The sequence below is a fragment of the Halomonas sp. H33-56 genome, from assembly GCF_040147035.1.
Lineage (GTDB): Bacteria > Pseudomonadota > Gammaproteobacteria > Pseudomonadales > Halomonadaceae > Halomonas > Halomonas litopenaei.
In genome coordinates, this window is sequence record NZ_JAMSHP010000001.1 from 206,614 (window position 1) to 222,309 (window position 15,696).

A 15,696-nucleotide genomic window follows, 5' to 3' on the forward strand; every position below is an offset into this window, starting at 1 on the left:
AGGAACCTTGTAGGCGAAAGCTTGCTGTCGGGCAACTCTGGTCGCACTGTCAGGGCGCTTCGTCTCTGGCAGAATAGCCCTCCTACCGGGCAAGCGATCAAGGAATCCCAATGGCTCACCTGTTGCGCATCGTGATGATCCACGGCCACCTCGAGGGGGTGGTCGAGCTGGACGTCGACGGCCATACCAACATCTGCGGCACCAACGCCTCGGGCAAGACCACGCTGCAGCGTCTGGTCCCGGTGTTCTACGGTGAGCTGCCCAACAAGGTGGTGCCCAAGACCCGCAAGAAGTTCGACGCCTTCTACCTGCCCAACCGCAACAGCTACCTGATCTATGAGTACCGCCGCGAGGCGGGCAACGTCTGCCAGGCGGTGCTGACCCGCAAGAGCGACGGTGGCGTCGAGTATCGCTTTGTCGGTGCGCCCTACCAGCCCGGGCACTATCTGGTGGAGAGCGAGGCCGGGGTGGCGGCGCTGGACTACAGCGACTGGGCCAGCCAGCTGCGTCGTGAGGGAATTCCGGTGTCGCCCAAGCTGGGTGCCACCTCGGAGTTTCGTTCGGTGATCCAGAACGACTTCACCCACCAGCAGGGCAACCGCAAGGAAAGCCTGCGTCTTCGCCAGATGGCTGCCCAGTTCAGCCTGGTCAAGCCGGAGCATCGCATCCGCCATATGGAGAAGCTGATCAGCGCGGTGCACGCCAAGGAGGGCAAGATGGATACCCTCAAGACCATGCTGGCGGCGATCTTCGAGGAGGACGGTGTCGAACTGCCGGTGACCCGCATCCGCAATACCAAGGCACGGGAGTGGATCGCCCAGATGCGCCAGTCCAAGCGACTGGAGCCGCTGGAGCGATCGCTTGGCAAGCTCGATGAGCTCGATCAGGAGATCGCCGAGCGCGAGACGACCCTGTGGCAGTTGAAGCCCCAGCTCGAGGCCGACCGCCACCGCGCCGAGCGCACCCTGGCCGACGCCGAGGCCGAGATCGGCAACCGCCAGCGTGAGTTCCAGGAGCGTGAAGCCGCCTACGAACAGGCCCGCGACGCCCTCAACGACCGCTTGAGCGAGATGACCAGCGAGCTGGAGCAGACCCAGCGCGAGCTTTCTGACCTGCAGGCGACCTTCGAGGCCTACGAGGAGGCCGACATGCCGGCGCTGGAGCGTGACGTCCAGGCGCTGCCCCAGTGGCGCGACCAGAGCCAGCAGCTGCGCGAGCACCTGGCGGTGATGCAGAACGCCTTCCAGGAAAGCCAGTCACGCCTTGAAGGACGCCTGCGTGAGCTGGGCGATGAGCTGGCCCGCCAGACCGAGGAGACCCAGGCGCGCATCGACGAGCTGGGCGAGACCCGCGAAGAGCTGCGTGACCAGCAGTGGCGTCAGGAAAGCGAGCTCGAACAGCGCTACCAGCAGCAGCGCCAGGAGCTCGACGAGAGCTACCGTGAGCGCCTGGAAAGCGGCGTCGAGCGGCTGGCCGAGCTTAAGGCCCAGTTGGCCGCCAGCGCTGCCAGCGCCGAGGAAATCCAGGAGGCGGAGCTGGCCCAGGCTCGCCTCGACCAGGCCCAGACCGACCGCGAGGCGGCGAGCGAGACGCTGGGGGCGCTGCGTGAGGAGCTCGACACCCTCAAGCGCGCCCGCGATCAGGCCGAAAAGGAACTCAATGATGCCCGCCATCAGCTCGCCAGGGCCGAAGCTCACACCTATGGCCTGCACCAGCAACGTGACCCGGCCCAGGGCACCCTGCGCCACTTCCTGCGCTTCCATCGTCCCGGCTGGGAGCAGCGTCTGGGCAAGGTGATCGCGCCGGAGCTGCTGGAGCGCCGCGACCTGTCGCCCCGTGTCGGCGAGCAGGACCACGACGAGCTGTTCGGGGTGAGCCTGGATCTGGCCGCGGTCGAGGTGCCCGAGTACGCCCAGGAGGAGGCCAGTCTGCTGGCCGCCATCGAGCAGGCCGAGGCCGCCGAGGTGCGTGCCGAGAGCGCGGTGCAGGCCGCCGAGCGCCAGATGAAGGCGGCCAATGAGCGGGTACAGTCCGCCGAGGAAGCGGTGCGCCGTGCGCGTATGGAGCTCAAGCGCGCCGAGTCCGAGGTCGACTACGCCCGCGACGCGCGTAGCCAGCTGCAGGAGCGTCACGCCCGCCAGCAGAAGGCGCGGCGTCAGGGCCTGGAGGAGGCGCTGGCCGCCCAGCGCGCCAGCCACGATGGGCTAAAGGAGGAGAAGCGCGCCGCCCTGGATACCCTGGCCAAGACCCACCAGGCGCAGATGCTGGAGGTGAAGGCCGACGGCCAGAGCCGCCTCGACGGCGTCGACGACCAGATCCGCCAGTTGAAGCAGTACCAGAGCGACCAGAAGAGCGAGCATCAGCGCCAGCGCCAGGAGCTCGAGGCCGCCTTCGACCGTGAACTGCAGGAGCAGGGCGTGGACCTGGCCTCGCTGAAGGACACCAAGGCGCGACTGGCCTCGCTGGACGAGCGTATCCGGCTGACCGCTTCGCGCCAGGAGCAGCTGGAAGACTATCGCCGCTTCATGCGCCTGGACTGGGGCCAGCGCAAGCCCGAGCTGGTCGACAAGGAAACCCGGCTGGTACGTGACAAGGAGGGTGCCGAGCGCGAACGCGAGCAGCGCAAGGCCGAATTCCAGTCCGACCGTGCCGGCCACCAGCAGGCGCTGGGCGAACTGAAGGCCCGACGCAGCGCCGAGGCCGAGGTGATCGATGCCTTGAAGCCACTGCTGGTGCAGGTCGAGCAACTGCCGCTGGACCCCTCGCCGGCGCCCCGGCACGATGCCCCCGGCGACGTCCACGAGCGCATCGAGCGCACCCGCCAGGCGCTGTCGGAGCGTGGGCGCGAGATGGACGCCCTGCGCAAGGGCTGCGAGCAGGTCGAAAGCGAGCTGATCAAGGGCGCCAGCACCGGCTTTGTCGATACCATGAGCGCCGAGCGCGCCAAGCTGCGCGAGGATGACGCCGCCGACGGTGCCGAGCCCAGCCCGCGCCGGCTGCTGCCGCTGCTGCGCGGGATGCTCAAGCTGCTCGAGGACCAGCAGCAGCAGCTGGTCCAGCAGGGGCGCAATCTCGGCGCCGATCTGGACAAGTTCTTTACCGTCTTTCGTGACCTCAACCGGCGCATCAGTGCCCAGAGTCGGCGGCTGTCCGAAGAGGTCGCCGACGACCTGCGCCTGGAGGGCATCACCAAGGCCGAAGTGCGCATTCAGTCGACCATCGACGAGCTGGGCTTCTGGGAGCCGCTCAAGCGCTTCGCCCAGGACTATCGCGACTGGCAGGAGACCGGCGGACTGCCGGGGGACGACTACCTCAACGCCCTGGCCGACGTGGTCGACCTGCTGCGCAGCGACCAGCAGTACAGCTTCGAGAGCCTGCTGCGGCTGGAATTGCACCTCAACGAGGGCGGCACTGACCTTGTGATCAAGAACGATCGCCAGCTGCTCGAATCCTCGAGCCACGGCATGGCCTACCTGATCCTGTGCAAGTTCCTGCTGGCCTTTACCCGACTGCTGCGCGGTCAGGCCGAGATCAGCGTGCACTGGCCCATCGACGAGATCGGCACCCTGGCCTACCACAACGTCGAGAAGCTGTTCGAGGCCTGCGACAGCAACCATATTCACATCGTCGGCGCCTTCCCCAATCCGGAGTCCGACGTGCTGCTGCTGTTCCACAACCGCTACCTGATCGACCGTGACGCCGCCCAGCCGGGCCGGCGCCGGCTCAAGCGCATCGAACCGCGGTTGAGCAAGCTGGCTCAGCGTCTCAAGCAGCGCAGCGCCGAGGAGGTCACCCAATGATCGAACATGGTCCCCTGCTCGAACGGCTGCTGGCCGGCGAGTTCATCTGTGCCATCAGCGACGAGAGCGCCTTTCGCAAGCTCCAGGACGAGGAGGTGCGTGAGCAGATCGACATCTACCTGCGCCCGCTCAACCGCCGCCTGGCCACCAACGAGGATCGCAGCGTCCACTTTCTGGCCTGGCGTCAGCTCAACGAAGACGCCCGCGAGCAGCTGTCGCGCCAGCTCGGCGAGACCGTCAACAGCCTGCTGCCGCTGCTTGAATGGCTGCAGCTGGTGCAGGAGGCGCTGGGCCAGGACTCCCTGGCGGCCCCCGGTGACGTGCTCAAGCCCGCCGAGTTCAGCGCCAAGTGCGAGGACAACCAGAGCCTGCGCGAGCGCCTGGAGCGGCTGGCCACCGATCCCTTCTTCGGCTCCCAGAGCGAGCAGCTCGACGCCCAGATGAAGCAGGTGTTCAAGCGTCTGAAGGAGCACGGCTACCTGCTGCAGCCCCACGCCGACCGCCAGGTCTTTCTGGTGACCGCCAAGATCGACTATCTGGTGGAGCTGGTGCGCTTTATCCGCGACGAGGAGAACCTGCCGGTGGATGACGAGGCACCGGCCCGCCAGGAGACGCTGCTATGAGCGAGGAACACTCGCTCGAGAGCCGGCTGGTCGCCACCGGCACCGAGCGGTTGTCGCTGCTGGGGCGCTACGCCGACGTGCTGATGCAGGGCTATACCCGCGACGAGGTGCCGCTGGAGACCCTCACCGAAGGCGCCCTGCGCAAGCTGTTGGCGGCGCGGATTCTGTGGCGGCCCGACGAGCACGGCGCGGTCAAGCTGACCCCCAAGGTGCGCGAGCTGATTGCCGAGATGCTGGCCGACGAGACCCGCCGCCACGTCAACGCCGACGTCGGCGAGACCCTGGAGCAGATTCGCAACCTGGTGCAGAGCTACCGCGAGGCGGTCAGCCTGGGCGAGCACTGGCAGCAGGGGCCGCTGATGCTGCGTCTGCGCCAGGAGGTGGACGACCTCAACGGCCGCTTCGCCGACGCCATCGACAGCCTGTGGCAGCGGCTCAACAGTGACTTCGGCTTCGTCAGCCGACTCAACGATAAGATCCGCGAGAACGACCGCGCCCAGAAGCAGATCGTGCGCCTGCTCGACGGCATGGCGCTGATCGACTTCGACGAGCTGATCGATCTGGTCGGCAGCGACGGCGCCCTGCGCAAGCTGCTGATCAGCCAGCTGCAGCAGCAGTTGAGCCAGCACTACACCAACCTGCGCGAGGTCCAGGGAAGACTGATCGAGCTGATGGCGCGCTTTCGCCAGCAGCAGAAGCAGAGCCGGCTGGTGGCCGGCATGGCCGCCTTCCTGCGTGAGCATCCGGGCTTTGTGCCGGGCAACTACACCCGGCGCAGCGAGGTGCCGGAGCTGTTCAACCACGCAAGCCCGCTGCACGCCGCCGCCGCCCCGGCGCTGGATCACCATCGCGACACCGAGGTGCTCACGGGGCTGCTGCACCAGTTGCCGGTGGCGGTCCACCGGCCGGAACAGGCCGAGGTGGCAGGCCCTGCCATGGTCGAGGCGCAGAGCATGGTGGAGGCCCGCCAGCAGGCGCTCAAGCAGGACGTCGAGCGCTTCTACCTGGACGTGGTCGACCAGCAGGCGCCCGCCGCTGGCGCCTCGTCGGGCACCAGCGCTCTGGCGTACCTGAGCGAGAGCGAGCTCGAGTGGGACCCGGAGATCTGGCTGTTTCAGGTCATCGCCGAGTACCAGGGCCTGCCCCGCGAGGAGCAGCGAGCCTTTCGGCTGATCCCCGACGAGAGCCCGGCCGGGCCCTTCAACGACGTCCAGCTGATCCACGACGTCAGCCTGGCGCTGGTGGTCTAGGCGTGGCGGAAGGGGCATTGAAGCCGACCGACTACGCGGTGCTTTCGCGTATCGCCCGGGAGCTAAAAGCTGCCCGAATGGTGGAGCGCAAGCGCTCGCTGAAGGCGATCGTAGCGATCGAGGCGTTCTGCGACGCGCAGGACATCAGACTCGATGACTATCGCCGGGGGGCTACGCTGCGCTTTGACCGGCGCCTGCTTGAAGCCATCGACTCCACGCTTCAGGAGCTGGGCCACCGGCCCATCGACGCCACCACCCGTGGGCGCTCCACCCGTGAGCAGGCTGCGCACGGCTTTGACGAGGACAAGGCCAATCGCGCAGCACCCCGCCAGTCCAGGGTGCTGGTCAGCGCCCCGGCCTCGACAACGCCGGCATGGCTTGCCACCACCCCGCGAGAGATTCGCGACCTGGACTGGCGCGACCTCAGCCTGGACGCCTTCGACGCACTGGTGCAGGTAGAAAATCTGGACAGCTTCTATGAGCTGGATGGCACCCTGGGAGCGCTGGGCGAGCTCGTCGCCCCGCTGGTGGTCTATCGTGGCGACACCCTCTACCGCCAGGGGTTTGATGCCCTGGCGGCGGCCTGGGGCGAGCGCTTTCGTGATCAGCGCCCGCATCTGTATCTCGGGGACTTCGACGCTGCCGGTATCGCCATCGCCCTGGCGAGCGGCGCCAGCCACCTGCTGCTGCCGTCGCTTGCGACCCTTGCCGATAAGGCCAGCGGGTTGCACCAGCCCGCCGAGCAGATGCCACACCAGGCAGCGCTCAGGCGCCATCGCGAGGGCCTGAGCGCCGCCCACCCCTTGCACGACTACCTCGCGCTGATCCTCGATCAGCAGCGCGGCCTGCGCCAGCAGTGGTTTGCTGGCCCCCTCGAGGCCGTGGCGCTGCGCTGAGTCATTTCCCTAAAGCTGGCGCCGCCAGCGATTCTCGATGGTGTCGAGTTCCGCCGGGCCGTACAGCGCCTTGGGGTGGCCGCCGTAGTGCGCCCATAGCTGGTCGCCGAAGTCGAAGTGCCACCATTCGCTGGGCAGGTTGGTGAAGCCCTGGGCGGCCATGGTGTGGTAGAGCAGGCGACGATTGTCGCGGACCTCGCGTTCGGTCGCGTCGGGGGCCTCCTTGGCTTCGTAGAAGGCCGTGTGGGAGGCCGGTATCGCCTCGTCGAACAGCGTACCCATGGGCAGCGGCAGGCCGTCTTCGTCGCACAGGGTCACGTCGACCGCGCCACCGCTCAAGTGCGGGCTGGGGCCGGTCGGGCTGGTGCTCGGCTCTGCGACGAACTCCCGGGTGCGCTCGAGCAGTTCATCCTCGCCGATGTCGGGGTGATTGCCGCGAATCGCCTCCATCAAGGTCTCGAACAGGTACTGCTGGACCCGCCAGGGACGCCAGCCGTCGAGCACGATCAAACCGACGCCCTGGGGCAGCGAGCGGGCCGCGGCAAGCACCCGGCGGTAGACGCCTTCGCGCACGTAGCACTCGTTGATCGCCCCGGGGATGCCGAGGCGGGCGTAGGCCGGAAATACCTTCACCGGCGCCGGTGCCAGGCTCATCGGCACCAGCGGCTCGTCGAGCCCCTGGATGGCAATCTGGCGTAGCTGCGACCAGGCTGGTTCCGACGCGAGGGGGATCGGTGTGTGGCGCGGATCGCGGCAGGCATCACGAGAAGAGCGATCTTGGGTCATGGTTGCCTCATCCCAGGGTGGTCGGGAGCCACAGGGTCAGTGACGGCACCAGGATCAGTGCCACCAGGACCAGCAGGGCGATGACCACGAAGGGCCAGATGGTGCGAAACAGCGCGGTGATCTCCAGCCGGCTGACGGCGGCGGCGACAAAGACGCAGGCGCCCATGGGCGGCGTGATCAGCGCGATGGTGATATTGAGGGTGATGATGATGCCGAGATGGACCGGATCGATACCCGCCATCATCGCCACCGGGGCAAAGATCGGCGTCAGCAGCATCAGTGCCGAGACCTCCTCCATGAACATCCCGGTGATGAAGGTGATCAGGCTCAGCAGCAACAGGATGACTACCGGGTTGTCGACGTAGGGGGTCAGCAGTTCGACGAACTGATTCGGCACCTGGGCGTAGGACAACAGCCAGCTCACCGTGCTGGAAGCGGCCATGATCACGAAGATCGCCGCTGTCAGGCGGGTGGTGTCCACGCAGGCCCGCCATAGCCCGGCCAGGCTCAGGTTGCCGGCAAGCACGCCGTAGAGCGCCACATAGGCGACGGTCAGCGCGCCCGACTCGGTCGGCGTGACCAGGCCCATGACGATGCCGGCGACAATCAGGAAGGGCGCCATCAGCGCGGGCAGCGCCCCCAGGGCGGCGATGCCCAGCTGGCGTGCCCCGGGCCAACCGTCGCCCCTGGGCAGGCCCTTGCGCCTGGCGTAGACGGCGTTCATGCCCATGAAGGCGGCGCCCAGCAGCAGCCCGGGGATGACGCCTGCCAGAAACAGGTCACCCACCGAGGTATTGGTCAGCGAGGCGTACAGAATCATGAAGATGCTGGGCGGGATGATCGGCCCGATCAGCGAGCTGCCGGCGGTGAGGCCGGCGGCAAAGGCGGTGGAGTAGCCTTCCTTGCGCATGGCCGGTACCAGCAGCGAGCCCAGCGCCGAGGTGTCGGCGACCGCCGAGCCGTTGACGCCGGCGAAGAACACGCTGGAGACCACATTGACGTGGCCCATGCCGCCACGCAGGTGGCCCACCAGCAGACGCGCCAGGGCCATCAGTCGGTCGGTCAGTTTCGAGGCGTTCATCAGGTTGCCGGCGAGGATGAACAGCGGGATGGCCATCAGCGAGAAGGCGTCGATGCCGCCGAAGAACTGCTGGGGCATCATGCGCGGGATCATCGACAGGTCGACGAAGGCAAAACCGACCACCGCGGTGGCCAGCAGCGAGATGAACAGTGGCAGGCCGAGCAGCACGTGGACGATAAACACCGCCAGCATGGCGAGGGTCATGAGTGCGGCTCCTCGGTGTCCAGGGTGGGCAGCGGGTGGGGCCCGTGGCACAGCGCCATCAGCGCCAGCAGGGCGAAGCCGATAGGCACGGACATCACCGGTACCGCGCGGCTGATGCCAAGCCCCTGGCTCTGGAAGATGGCCACCGACTGGGCGTACTGGAAGCTGAACCAGGCACCGCCGATGGCCAGCACCAGGGTCAACAGCCACTGGTACCAGGACAGCAGCCTGCTGGCCAGGCGCGGAATCAGCCGCTCGATCAGGGCGACACGCATATGGCCGCCCTCGATCCAGACGCTGCCAAGCGCCAGCATCACCGCGCCGATGATCAGGTAGCGGGCCAGCTCATCGGTCCAGATCGGCGCGCCGCCGGCCAGGTAGCGCGCGAGCACGCCGTAGAGCATGGCGAGCAAGTCGATCACCAGCAGAGCGCTGGCGACCCATAGCGATAGTCGCCGCAGGGCCATCAGCGGCGGAGAGTGGGCAAGTGACCAGGACATGGGCAAAGGCTTCCACGGCAGGGGTGAAGATCGGCGGAGCGCCCTCGGGCAGCATCCAATCGAGGATTATCCGGAGATCGAGGCTTTCCAGCGACCGGGCTTTAGTTAAAAGTCCCAGTGTAGAGGGGCTCAAGGCAGCCGCGCTCTGGGCAGCGCCTGGTTGACGGGTATGGCCACCAGGCGCTTGCTTGGGCTGTCTGGCTCAGGCCCGTCAGGGCCTGAGCACGGCCTAGCGGTTATTCGCTGCTGAGCTCGACGCCAGCGTCATCCAGGGCCATGTCGATGTAGCGCTGCTCGATGTTCTGGTCCTTGAGCCACTCCAGATAGGCCGGCTGGCCCTGCTGGCGGAAGGCCTCGAGCTGCTCGGCGCTGGGACGGATGACCTCCATGCCCTGCTCCTCGAGGTAGGCGATGCGCTCGTCGACCTTGGCCTGATTGTGCTCACGGGCCAGCTGGTTGGCCTCGGCCACCGCCTCGCGGAAGGCCGCCTGGGTCTCTTCATCCCAGCCGTTGATCATGCTGGCGTTGCCCACCAGGAACTGGTCGGAGTACTGGATGTTGGCCAGCGTCAGGTAGTCCTGCACCTCGTACAGGCTGCCCAGGATGATGTACATCGGCGGGTTCATCTGGCCGTCGGCGACGCCGGTTTTCAGCGCCATGTAGACCTCGGTCCAGGGGATCGGGGTGCCGGAGGCGCCAAAGGCTTCGTACAGGGCCACCTGACTCGGGTCCATGGCGCGGAAGCGCAGGCCCTCGAAGTCGGCCGGCTCGGCGATCGGTGTCTTGTCGTTGGTGAAGGCAAGGAAGCCGCCTTCCTCGACCACCGCCAGCAGCTCAAGCCCGGCGCGGCCCTCGAGATCGTCCTTCACCGCCTGCCAGTAGGCGCCTTCGTCGAAGAAGGTGCGGGCGTCATCGAAATCCTTGAACAGGAAGGGGATGGCGCTGACGAACACCTCGGGGACGATGGGCGACATGCCGGCGAAGGAGGCGATGTTCAGGCTCGGCGAGGCCATGGTCTGCTCCATGCGCTCCTGCTCTTCACCCAGCATGCTGTTGGGGTAGAGCTTGAGCTCGAGCTCACCGCCGGTCTTTTCTTCCACCAGTTCCTTGAGGTTGGTGGCGAAGACGTGGACGGCGTTCTTGTCCGGATCGGGGGCGCCGTTGTAGCTCAGGTTGACGGTGGTGGCGGCCAGCGCCGAAGCGGCCGACAGGCTCAGCGCCGCGGCGGTGGACAGGGCGGCGACCAGGGGAAGGGGACGAAACAGGCTCATGGGACTCTCCGGTGTTGTCGTGTTGTTGTAAAACGGCATCGTTGCAAGTCGATATCGAGACTAGGCGTTGTCGCGTTGACTAATCAAACCCTATGGCGTTGATCTTCAGGCAACGCCTCAGTAGCGGCAAGCTGCCGTGACGCGGGGGGCGTCATCCTGAAAGAAGCGCATGCCTCGTCTGAGATGGGACAGGCACGCCTCGGCGGCCACCGAGAGCGGGCGATCCTGGCGGCTGACGATCTGGGCGCGGGCACCATTGAGCACCGGATGGGCCAGCGGCAACACCCGGATCAGCCCCTGCTCGATATCGTCGGCAACGGTCAGTTCCGGCATGAAGGTGACACCGATCCCGGAGCGCACGAAGTTCTTCAGCACCGCCACCGAATTGGTGTGCAGCCGTGAGGTCAGATGCAGGCGTTCCTGGTGGGCCACCTGGTCGACCATCTGGCGCATGCCGAAGGGGTTGTCCATCAGCGCCAGCGGCCAGTCGCTGATTTCGTAGAGGGTCAGCGGCGTCTGGCGCCGCGTCAGCGGGTGGTCGGCGGGTACGATCAGGTCCAGCGGGTGGCGGCGCTCGACATGGCAATGCAGCGTCGGGTCCACCGGTGGGGCATACAGCAGCGCCAGGTCCACCTCGCGATCGCGGATCAGGGCCATGGCCTCGTTGACGCCGGCCATCACCACCACGATGTCGATGCCCGGGTGGGCGGTCATGAAGGTCTGCAGCGGGGCGTTGATCAGATCGGCGATGAAGCCTTCGCCCACCGCCAGACGGACTTCCCCGCTGTTCAGGCTCTGCAGGGCGTTGAGGCGTGACAGGGTGGCGCTCTCGGCGTCGCACTGGGCACGATGGTGGTCGACCAGCAGGCGTCCGGCTTCGGTCAGCGAGACGCCGTCGGGGTGGCGGGTCAGCAGGGGCGTCGCCAGTTCTTCTTCCTGGCGGCGGATCAGTCGGCTGATGGCCGAGACGTCCACATTGAGGTGGACGGCGGCGCCACGCAGCGACCCACGGCGCTGCACTTCACACAGATAGGCCAGGGCACGGCCGTTGAGCATCGGAATTCCTTGGTCGTGGTGGGGCGGTGTCTGTCATTGTCCTGCAAGTGGCTTGGCGGCGCAGGCGGAGAGTGGCAGACTCATCAGGCCCAAAAGGCATAGATCAATAACCATAACGCAAAAAAGGAATCTCACGGATGCGATCGTTTTCCCGCCCCCTGCTGCTTGGCGCCCTGATCGGGCTTTCCGCCCTTGCTTCCACCACCGTTCAGGCGGATGAGCCACTCAAGCTGGGGGTGGATATCCCGTTCGAGCCCTTCGAGTATCGTCTTCCCGATGGCACCCTTGCCGGTTTCGAGGTGGAACTCGGGGAAGAGGTGTGCCGGCGCATCCAGCGTCAGTGCGAGTGGGTCGAGCAGAGCTGGGATGGCATCATCCCGGGGCTGATGGCGCGCAAGTACGACGCCATCATGTCATCGATGGCGATCACCGAGGAGCGCAGACAGCAGGTGCTGTTCTCCGAACCCTACTATTCCAACCCCAGCGTGTGGGTGACCCTGCGTGACCAGCAGATCGACCCCGACGATCGCGACAGCCTCGAAGGCCTGACGGTGGGCGTGCAGCGCGGCACCATCCGCGACCGCTTCATCACCGACACCTATGGCGACATCATGGAGGTTCGTCGCTACGCCACCGCCGAGGACCTGGCGCTGGACGTCAAGACCGGACGCCTGGACAGCGCCTTCATGTACTACCCGCTGGCGCTGGCCAATCTGCAGGTGGACGAGGCCGACAGCGAGGTGGTGGTCAGCTCCGAGTTGATCCGTGAGCCCAAGTCGTACTTCGGCCATGGTGTGGCGGTGGCCTTCCGTCCCCGCGACAAGGAGCTCGCCGAGCAGTTCAACCAGGCCCTGGCCGAGATCAAGGAAGACGGCACCTACGACGAGCTGATGCACAAGTACGTGGACTACGACATCAAGATCTGAGGATGGTCTGGCCTGGCCGGACCCTCGCCAGGCCCAGTAAGCGATTTTGCTACCGGTAGTTGGAACACGAAAAGGGCGGCCATTGGCCGCCCTTTTTGTTGCGCTAGCTGGGCTTATGTCGCTGCCAGAGGCGTATCCGGGTCCGCGCGGTGCTCAGGCCCCGGTTTCGGCCTTGGCGCCGGGCTCGAGTATCTCCCGGGCCAGGTTGCGTCCGGCCTGGGTCAGGTGCAGACGCTCGCCCTCCTGGACGACCAGATGGCGCTGGCGCGAGCGCTCCACCACCCGCTCGGCACGGGCGGGGTCCCACATCAGGTGATCACGCAGCGCCATGGTGACGTTTTCTACCGCCTTCTCCGGGCCGTCCTCGTGGTGATAGAGGTGCACCATCAGGGTACGGCTCTCGTTCAGCTCGCGCTGGCGGCGACGTTCGAGCCATTGAGCGAAGACGCCGTAGCGCGGGCCGAGGAGGAAGGCCAGGGCGAGGAAGACGCCGGTCATCACCGCCATCATTCCGCCGATGGAGACGTCCCAGGCCACCGCCAGGTAGTAGCCCGAGACGCTGGAGGCGGCGGCGATCAGCGAGGCGTAGACGAAGATCTTCCACAGCCGGTCGGTGAGCAGGTAGGCCGCCGAGGGCGGCACGATGACAAAGGCCACGAACAGCACCGCCCCCACAGCGTCGAAGGCGGCCACCGCGGTGCCGCTGGTCAACAGCAGCAGCACATAGAACAGCGCGGTAGGAGCGAAGCCCAGCGCCTTGGCCAGGGCGCTGTCGAAGGTGGCGAGCTTCAGCTCCTTGTAGAAGGCCGCCACGAAGGCCAGGTTCAGCGCCGTCATGGCCCCCATGGAGACCAGCGCCCGGGGCACCTCGACACCGCCGATAGGCAGGGTGTCGAGCCACACGAAGCCGATCTCGCCGAGCAGCACGGTGTGGGCATCGATGTGCACGTCGCTGGCGTAGAGGTTGATCAGCAGGACCCCGAGGGAAAACAGCACCGGGAACACCAGACCGATGGCGGCGTCCTTCTTGACCTTCTGCGTCGACACCAGCAGCTCGGTAAGAAACACCGTGAAGATGCCGGTGAGCGCCGCACCGATGATCTGCAGCGGGCCGCTGGCCTGGTGGGTCAGCAACCACACCACCACGATGCCGAAGACGATGGAATGTCCGATGGCGTCGGACAGCATGCTGGTGCCGCGCAGTACCAGAAAGGTCCCGACCAGGCTGGAGGCGATGCCGACGAGGGCGCCGACCAGCATGATCATCAGCGGAATATTGTTGAACAGCGATGCCATCATGCGCGGCCTCCCCGGCCAAGGTCATCGAGAATGCGCTCGGCCTCGCGACAGCCTTCCGGCGTCAGTACCCAGCGCTTGTGGTCACCGGGTTCGTGGGACGGCGGCGTCTGCTGGGTGATCAGGCCACGGGCGGTCAAGCGCTCCAGCGCGCGCCGGCTGTCGGTGCCCAGGTAGGCGTCCACCATGCGTTTCTCGGAGCGATACTGGCGATCGGCGTGGTGGCTGGCGAGCTGGTAGAGGGTGGTGAGCACCCGCTGGTGACGTAGCTGGCGCCGATCACGCTGAAGCTTGAGGATTTCCCACACAAAGCCCCGGCGAGGCGCAAACAGCAGCGATACCAGCACCACGCTGGACAGGCTCAGGATGATCAGCGGCCCGGTGGCGAGCCCCGGGCCGAGGGCACTGATCAAGGCGCCGGTGACGCCACCGACGATACCGAACAGCGCCGACAGCATGACCATGGTCTCCAGCTTGTTGGCCCACTGACGCGCCGCCACCGCCGGGGCGATGACCATGGCAGCCATCAGCACCACGCCGACCATCTGCAGGCCGACCACCACGGCCAGGGCGATCATCACCGTCATCAAGGCCTCGAGCAGTGTGACCGGCAGGCCCTGGGTGGCAGCGAATTCGGCGTCGAAGGACACCAGCTTGAATTCCTTCCACAGCCCGCCGACCAGCACCAGCGCCACGCCGCTGACGCCGGCCATGATCCACAGGTCGCTGCGCAGGGTGGCGGCGGCCTGGCCGAACAGGAAGGCGTCGAGCCCCCCCTGGGATGCGTTGCCGGTGCCCTGGATATAGGTCAACAGCACCACCCCTATGGCGAAGAACACGCTGAGCGAGATGCCAAGGGCGGCGTCGGTCTTGAGCCGGCTCATGCGGGTCAGCAGCAGCATCACCAGCGCCGCCAAGGAGCCTGTGAACAGCGCGCCGGCAAGGATGCTGCCCATCTCGCGGCCCCCGGCGATGATGAAGCCCAGGCAGACACCGGGTAGCGCCGCGTGGGACAGGGTATCGCCGAGCAGGCTCTGCTTGCGCAGCACCGCGAAACAGCCGAGCACGCCGCTGACCAGACCCAGCATCGCCGCGCCCATCACCACGTTCTGCAGGGTGTAGTCGCCGAGCAGGGCGTTCAGGCTCATCTCGGCACCTCTTCACGACTTTCCTGCGTGCGCGTCTCGGGTCGCTGGCCGGCGAGCTCGCGCTCGGCGGGAATGACGCCGGTGACATCGTCGAGCAGGGCGATCTGGCCGCCGTAGGCGCGGCGCAGGTTGTCGGCGGTATAGACGTCGTTGACCGGCCCCTGGGCGATCACTCGCACGTTGAGCATCAGCATCCAGTCGAAGTAGCTGCGCACCGTCTGCAGGTCGTGGTGGACCACGATCACCGTCTTGCCCTGGTCCCGCAGCCTGCGCAGGATGTCGACGATGGCGCGTTCGGTGGTGGCGTCGACGCCTGCCATGGGCTCATCGAGGAAGTAGACGTCGGCCTTCTGGACCAGCGCCCGGGCCAGGAACACCCGCTGCTGCTGGCCGCCGGACAACTGGCTGATCTGGCGATCGGCAAAGCCGTCCATGCCGACCATCTCCAGCGCCTGCATGGCCTCGTGTCGCTCGCGGCGGCCGGGCCGCCTGAGCCAGCCCAGCCGGCCGTAGAGGCCCATGCCGACCACGTCCTGTGCGGTGGTGGGAAAGTCCCAGTCCACCGTGGAGCGCTGGGGCACGTAGCCGACCCGCCGCCGCGCCTGGCGGTAGGGGCGCCCATGCAGGGTGACGTGGCCGGCGACGCTGGGCACCAGGCCGAGGATGCTCTTGATCAAGGTGCTCTTGCCGGCGCCGTTGGGGCCGACGATGGCGGCCATGACACCGGGCGGTACGTCGAAATCGATGTCCCACAGCACCGGCTTGCCATGGTAGCTGACCGTCAGGTCCTCCACGTGGAGGGCCAGGTCGGGTTCGTGGAGCTGCTCGCTCATGGTGTGGCTCCTGTCGACCTCGCGGT

General features: G+C 66.7%; 13 protein-coding genes. 5 read left to right on the forward strand and 8 right to left on the reverse strand.

Going from position 1 to position 15,696, the window contains the following annotated elements:
• Positions 1-110: 110 nt before the first annotated feature.
• Genes NFH98_RS00955 through NFH98_RS00970 form a run of 4 tightly spaced genes read left to right on the forward strand, consistent with a single transcriptional unit; the run spans position 111 to position 6,569 of the window.
• A complete protein-coding gene (locus NFH98_RS00955; protein WP_349622109.1) occupies positions 111-3,800 on the forward strand; it encodes an ATP-binding protein in 3,690 nt (1,229 codons plus the stop codon).
• Positions 3,797-4,423 carry a condensin complex protein MksE gene (locus tag NFH98_RS00960; protein WP_287163542.1) on the forward strand — a complete coding sequence of 209 codons (627 nt, stop codon included), beginning with the start codon at positions 3,797-3,799 and terminating at the stop codon, positions 4,421-4,423. Before NFH98_RS00955 ends, NFH98_RS00960 begins: the two co-directional genes overlap by 4 nt.
• Positions 4,420-5,673, forward strand: a complete 1,254-nt coding sequence (locus tag NFH98_RS00965; protein ID WP_348815161.1) for a hypothetical protein — start codon at positions 4,420-4,422, stop codon at positions 5,671-5,673. Before NFH98_RS00960 ends, NFH98_RS00965 begins: the two co-directional genes overlap by 4 nt.
• Before the next feature lie 17 nt (positions 5,674-5,690).
• On the forward strand, positions 5,691-6,569 hold the full coding sequence (locus NFH98_RS00970; RefSeq protein ID WP_349622110.1) for a DUF7281 domain-containing protein: 879 nt from the start codon (positions 5,691-5,693) through the stop codon (positions 6,567-6,569).
• Between the two features lie 9 nt (positions 6,570-6,578).
• Here the strand turns inward: NFH98_RS00970 and NFH98_RS00975 are convergent, their stop codons facing one another.
• From NFH98_RS00975 to NFH98_RS00995, 5 genes are all read right to left on the reverse strand, one after another.
• Positions 6,579-7,355, reverse strand: coding sequence for a M15 family metallopeptidase (locus NFH98_RS00975; protein WP_348827419.1), 777 nt, complete (start codon positions 7,353-7,355; stop codon positions 6,579-6,581).
• A gap of 7 nt (positions 7,356-7,362) precedes the next feature.
• A complete protein-coding gene (locus tag NFH98_RS00980) occupies positions 7,363-8,640 on the reverse strand; it encodes a TRAP transporter large permease (RefSeq protein ID WP_108131832.1) in 1,278 nt (425 codons plus the stop codon).
• On the reverse strand, positions 8,637-9,140 hold the full coding sequence (locus NFH98_RS00985) for a TRAP transporter small permease (protein WP_045993166.1): 504 nt from the start codon (positions 9,138-9,140) through the stop codon (positions 8,637-8,639). Before NFH98_RS00985 ends, NFH98_RS00980 begins: the two co-directional genes overlap by 4 nt.
• Before the next feature lie 236 nt (positions 9,141-9,376).
• A complete protein-coding gene (gene dctP / locus NFH98_RS00990; RefSeq protein WP_222568077.1) occupies positions 9,377-10,411 on the reverse strand; it encodes a TRAP transporter substrate-binding protein DctP in 1,035 nt (344 codons plus the stop codon).
• Between the two features lie 117 nt (positions 10,412-10,528).
• The gene (locus NFH98_RS00995; RefSeq protein WP_222568078.1) at positions 10,529-11,467 is read right to left on the reverse strand and encodes a LysR family transcriptional regulator; all 939 of its coding nucleotides are present in this window, start codon (positions 11,465-11,467) and stop codon (positions 10,529-10,531) included.
• A gap of 137 nt (positions 11,468-11,604) precedes the next feature.
• Here NFH98_RS00995 and NFH98_RS01000 point away from each other — a divergent pair, with 137 nt between their 5' ends.
• On the forward strand, positions 11,605-12,393 hold the full coding sequence (locus tag NFH98_RS01000; protein ID WP_045993169.1) for a transporter substrate-binding domain-containing protein: 789 nt from the start codon (positions 11,605-11,607) through the stop codon (positions 12,391-12,393).
• 153 nt (positions 12,394-12,546) lie between these two features.
• Here the strand turns inward: NFH98_RS01000 and NFH98_RS01005 are convergent, their stop codons facing one another.
• Genes NFH98_RS01005 through NFH98_RS01015 form a run of 3 tightly spaced genes read right to left on the reverse strand, consistent with a single transcriptional unit; the run spans position 12,547 to position 15,670 of the window.
• Entirely contained in the window at positions 12,547-13,692 is a 1,146-nt protein-coding gene (locus NFH98_RS01005) for a metal ABC transporter permease (protein WP_213227384.1), read from the reverse strand.
• Complete coding sequence (locus tag NFH98_RS01010) at positions 13,689-14,837, reverse strand: metal ABC transporter permease (RefSeq protein WP_222568080.1); 1,149 nt, start codon at positions 14,835-14,837, stop codon at positions 13,689-13,691. The genes NFH98_RS01005 and NFH98_RS01010 overlap by 4 nt, the downstream gene beginning before the upstream one ends.
• A complete protein-coding gene (locus NFH98_RS01015; protein WP_108131829.1) occupies positions 14,834-15,670 on the reverse strand; it encodes a metal ABC transporter ATP-binding protein in 837 nt (278 codons plus the stop codon). The genes NFH98_RS01010 and NFH98_RS01015 overlap by 4 nt, the downstream gene beginning before the upstream one ends.
• Between the last annotated feature and the right edge of the window lie 26 nt (positions 15,671-15,696).

Bases quoted from the DNA above. Each gene is read 5' to 3' on its own strand.
- dctP (WP_222568077.1), bottom strand. From the start codon at position 10,411: ATGAGCCTGTTTCGTCCCCTTCCCCTGGTCGCCGCCCTGTCCACCGCC.
- NFH98_RS01000 (WP_045993169.1), top strand. From the start codon at position 11,605: ATGCGATCGTTTTCCCGCCCCCTGCTGCTTGGCGCCCTGATCGGGCTT.
- NFH98_RS01015 (WP_108131829.1), bottom strand. From the start codon at position 15,670: ATGAGCGAGCAGCTCCACGAACCCGACCTGGCCCTCCACGTGGAGGAC.
- NFH98_RS00955 (WP_349622109.1), top strand. From the start codon at position 111: ATGGCTCACCTGTTGCGCATCGTGATGATCCACGGCCACCTCGAGGGG.
- NFH98_RS01010 (WP_222568080.1), bottom strand. From the start codon at position 14,837: ATGAGCCTGAACGCCCTGCTCGGCGACTACACCCTGCAGAACGTGGTG.
- NFH98_RS00985 (WP_045993166.1), bottom strand. From the start codon at position 9,140: ATGTCCTGGTCACTTGCCCACTCTCCGCCGCTGATGGCCCTGCGGCGA.
- NFH98_RS00980 (WP_108131832.1), bottom strand. From the start codon at position 8,640: ATGACCCTCGCCATGCTGGCGGTGTTTATCGTCCACGTGCTGCTCGGC.
- NFH98_RS00975 (WP_348827419.1), bottom strand. From the start codon at position 7,355: ATGACCCAAGATCGCTCTTCTCGTGATGCCTGCCGCGATCCGCGCCAC.
- NFH98_RS00965 (WP_348815161.1), top strand. From the start codon at position 4,420: ATGAGCGAGGAACACTCGCTCGAGAGCCGGCTGGTCGCCACCGGCACC.
- NFH98_RS00995 (WP_222568078.1), bottom strand. From the start codon at position 11,467: ATGCTCAACGGCCGTGCCCTGGCCTATCTGTGTGAAGTGCAGCGCCGT.
- NFH98_RS01005 (WP_213227384.1), bottom strand. From the start codon at position 13,692: ATGATGGCATCGCTGTTCAACAATATTCCGCTGATGATCATGCTGGTC.
- NFH98_RS00960 (WP_287163542.1), top strand. From the start codon at position 3,797: ATGATCGAACATGGTCCCCTGCTCGAACGGCTGCTGGCCGGCGAGTTC.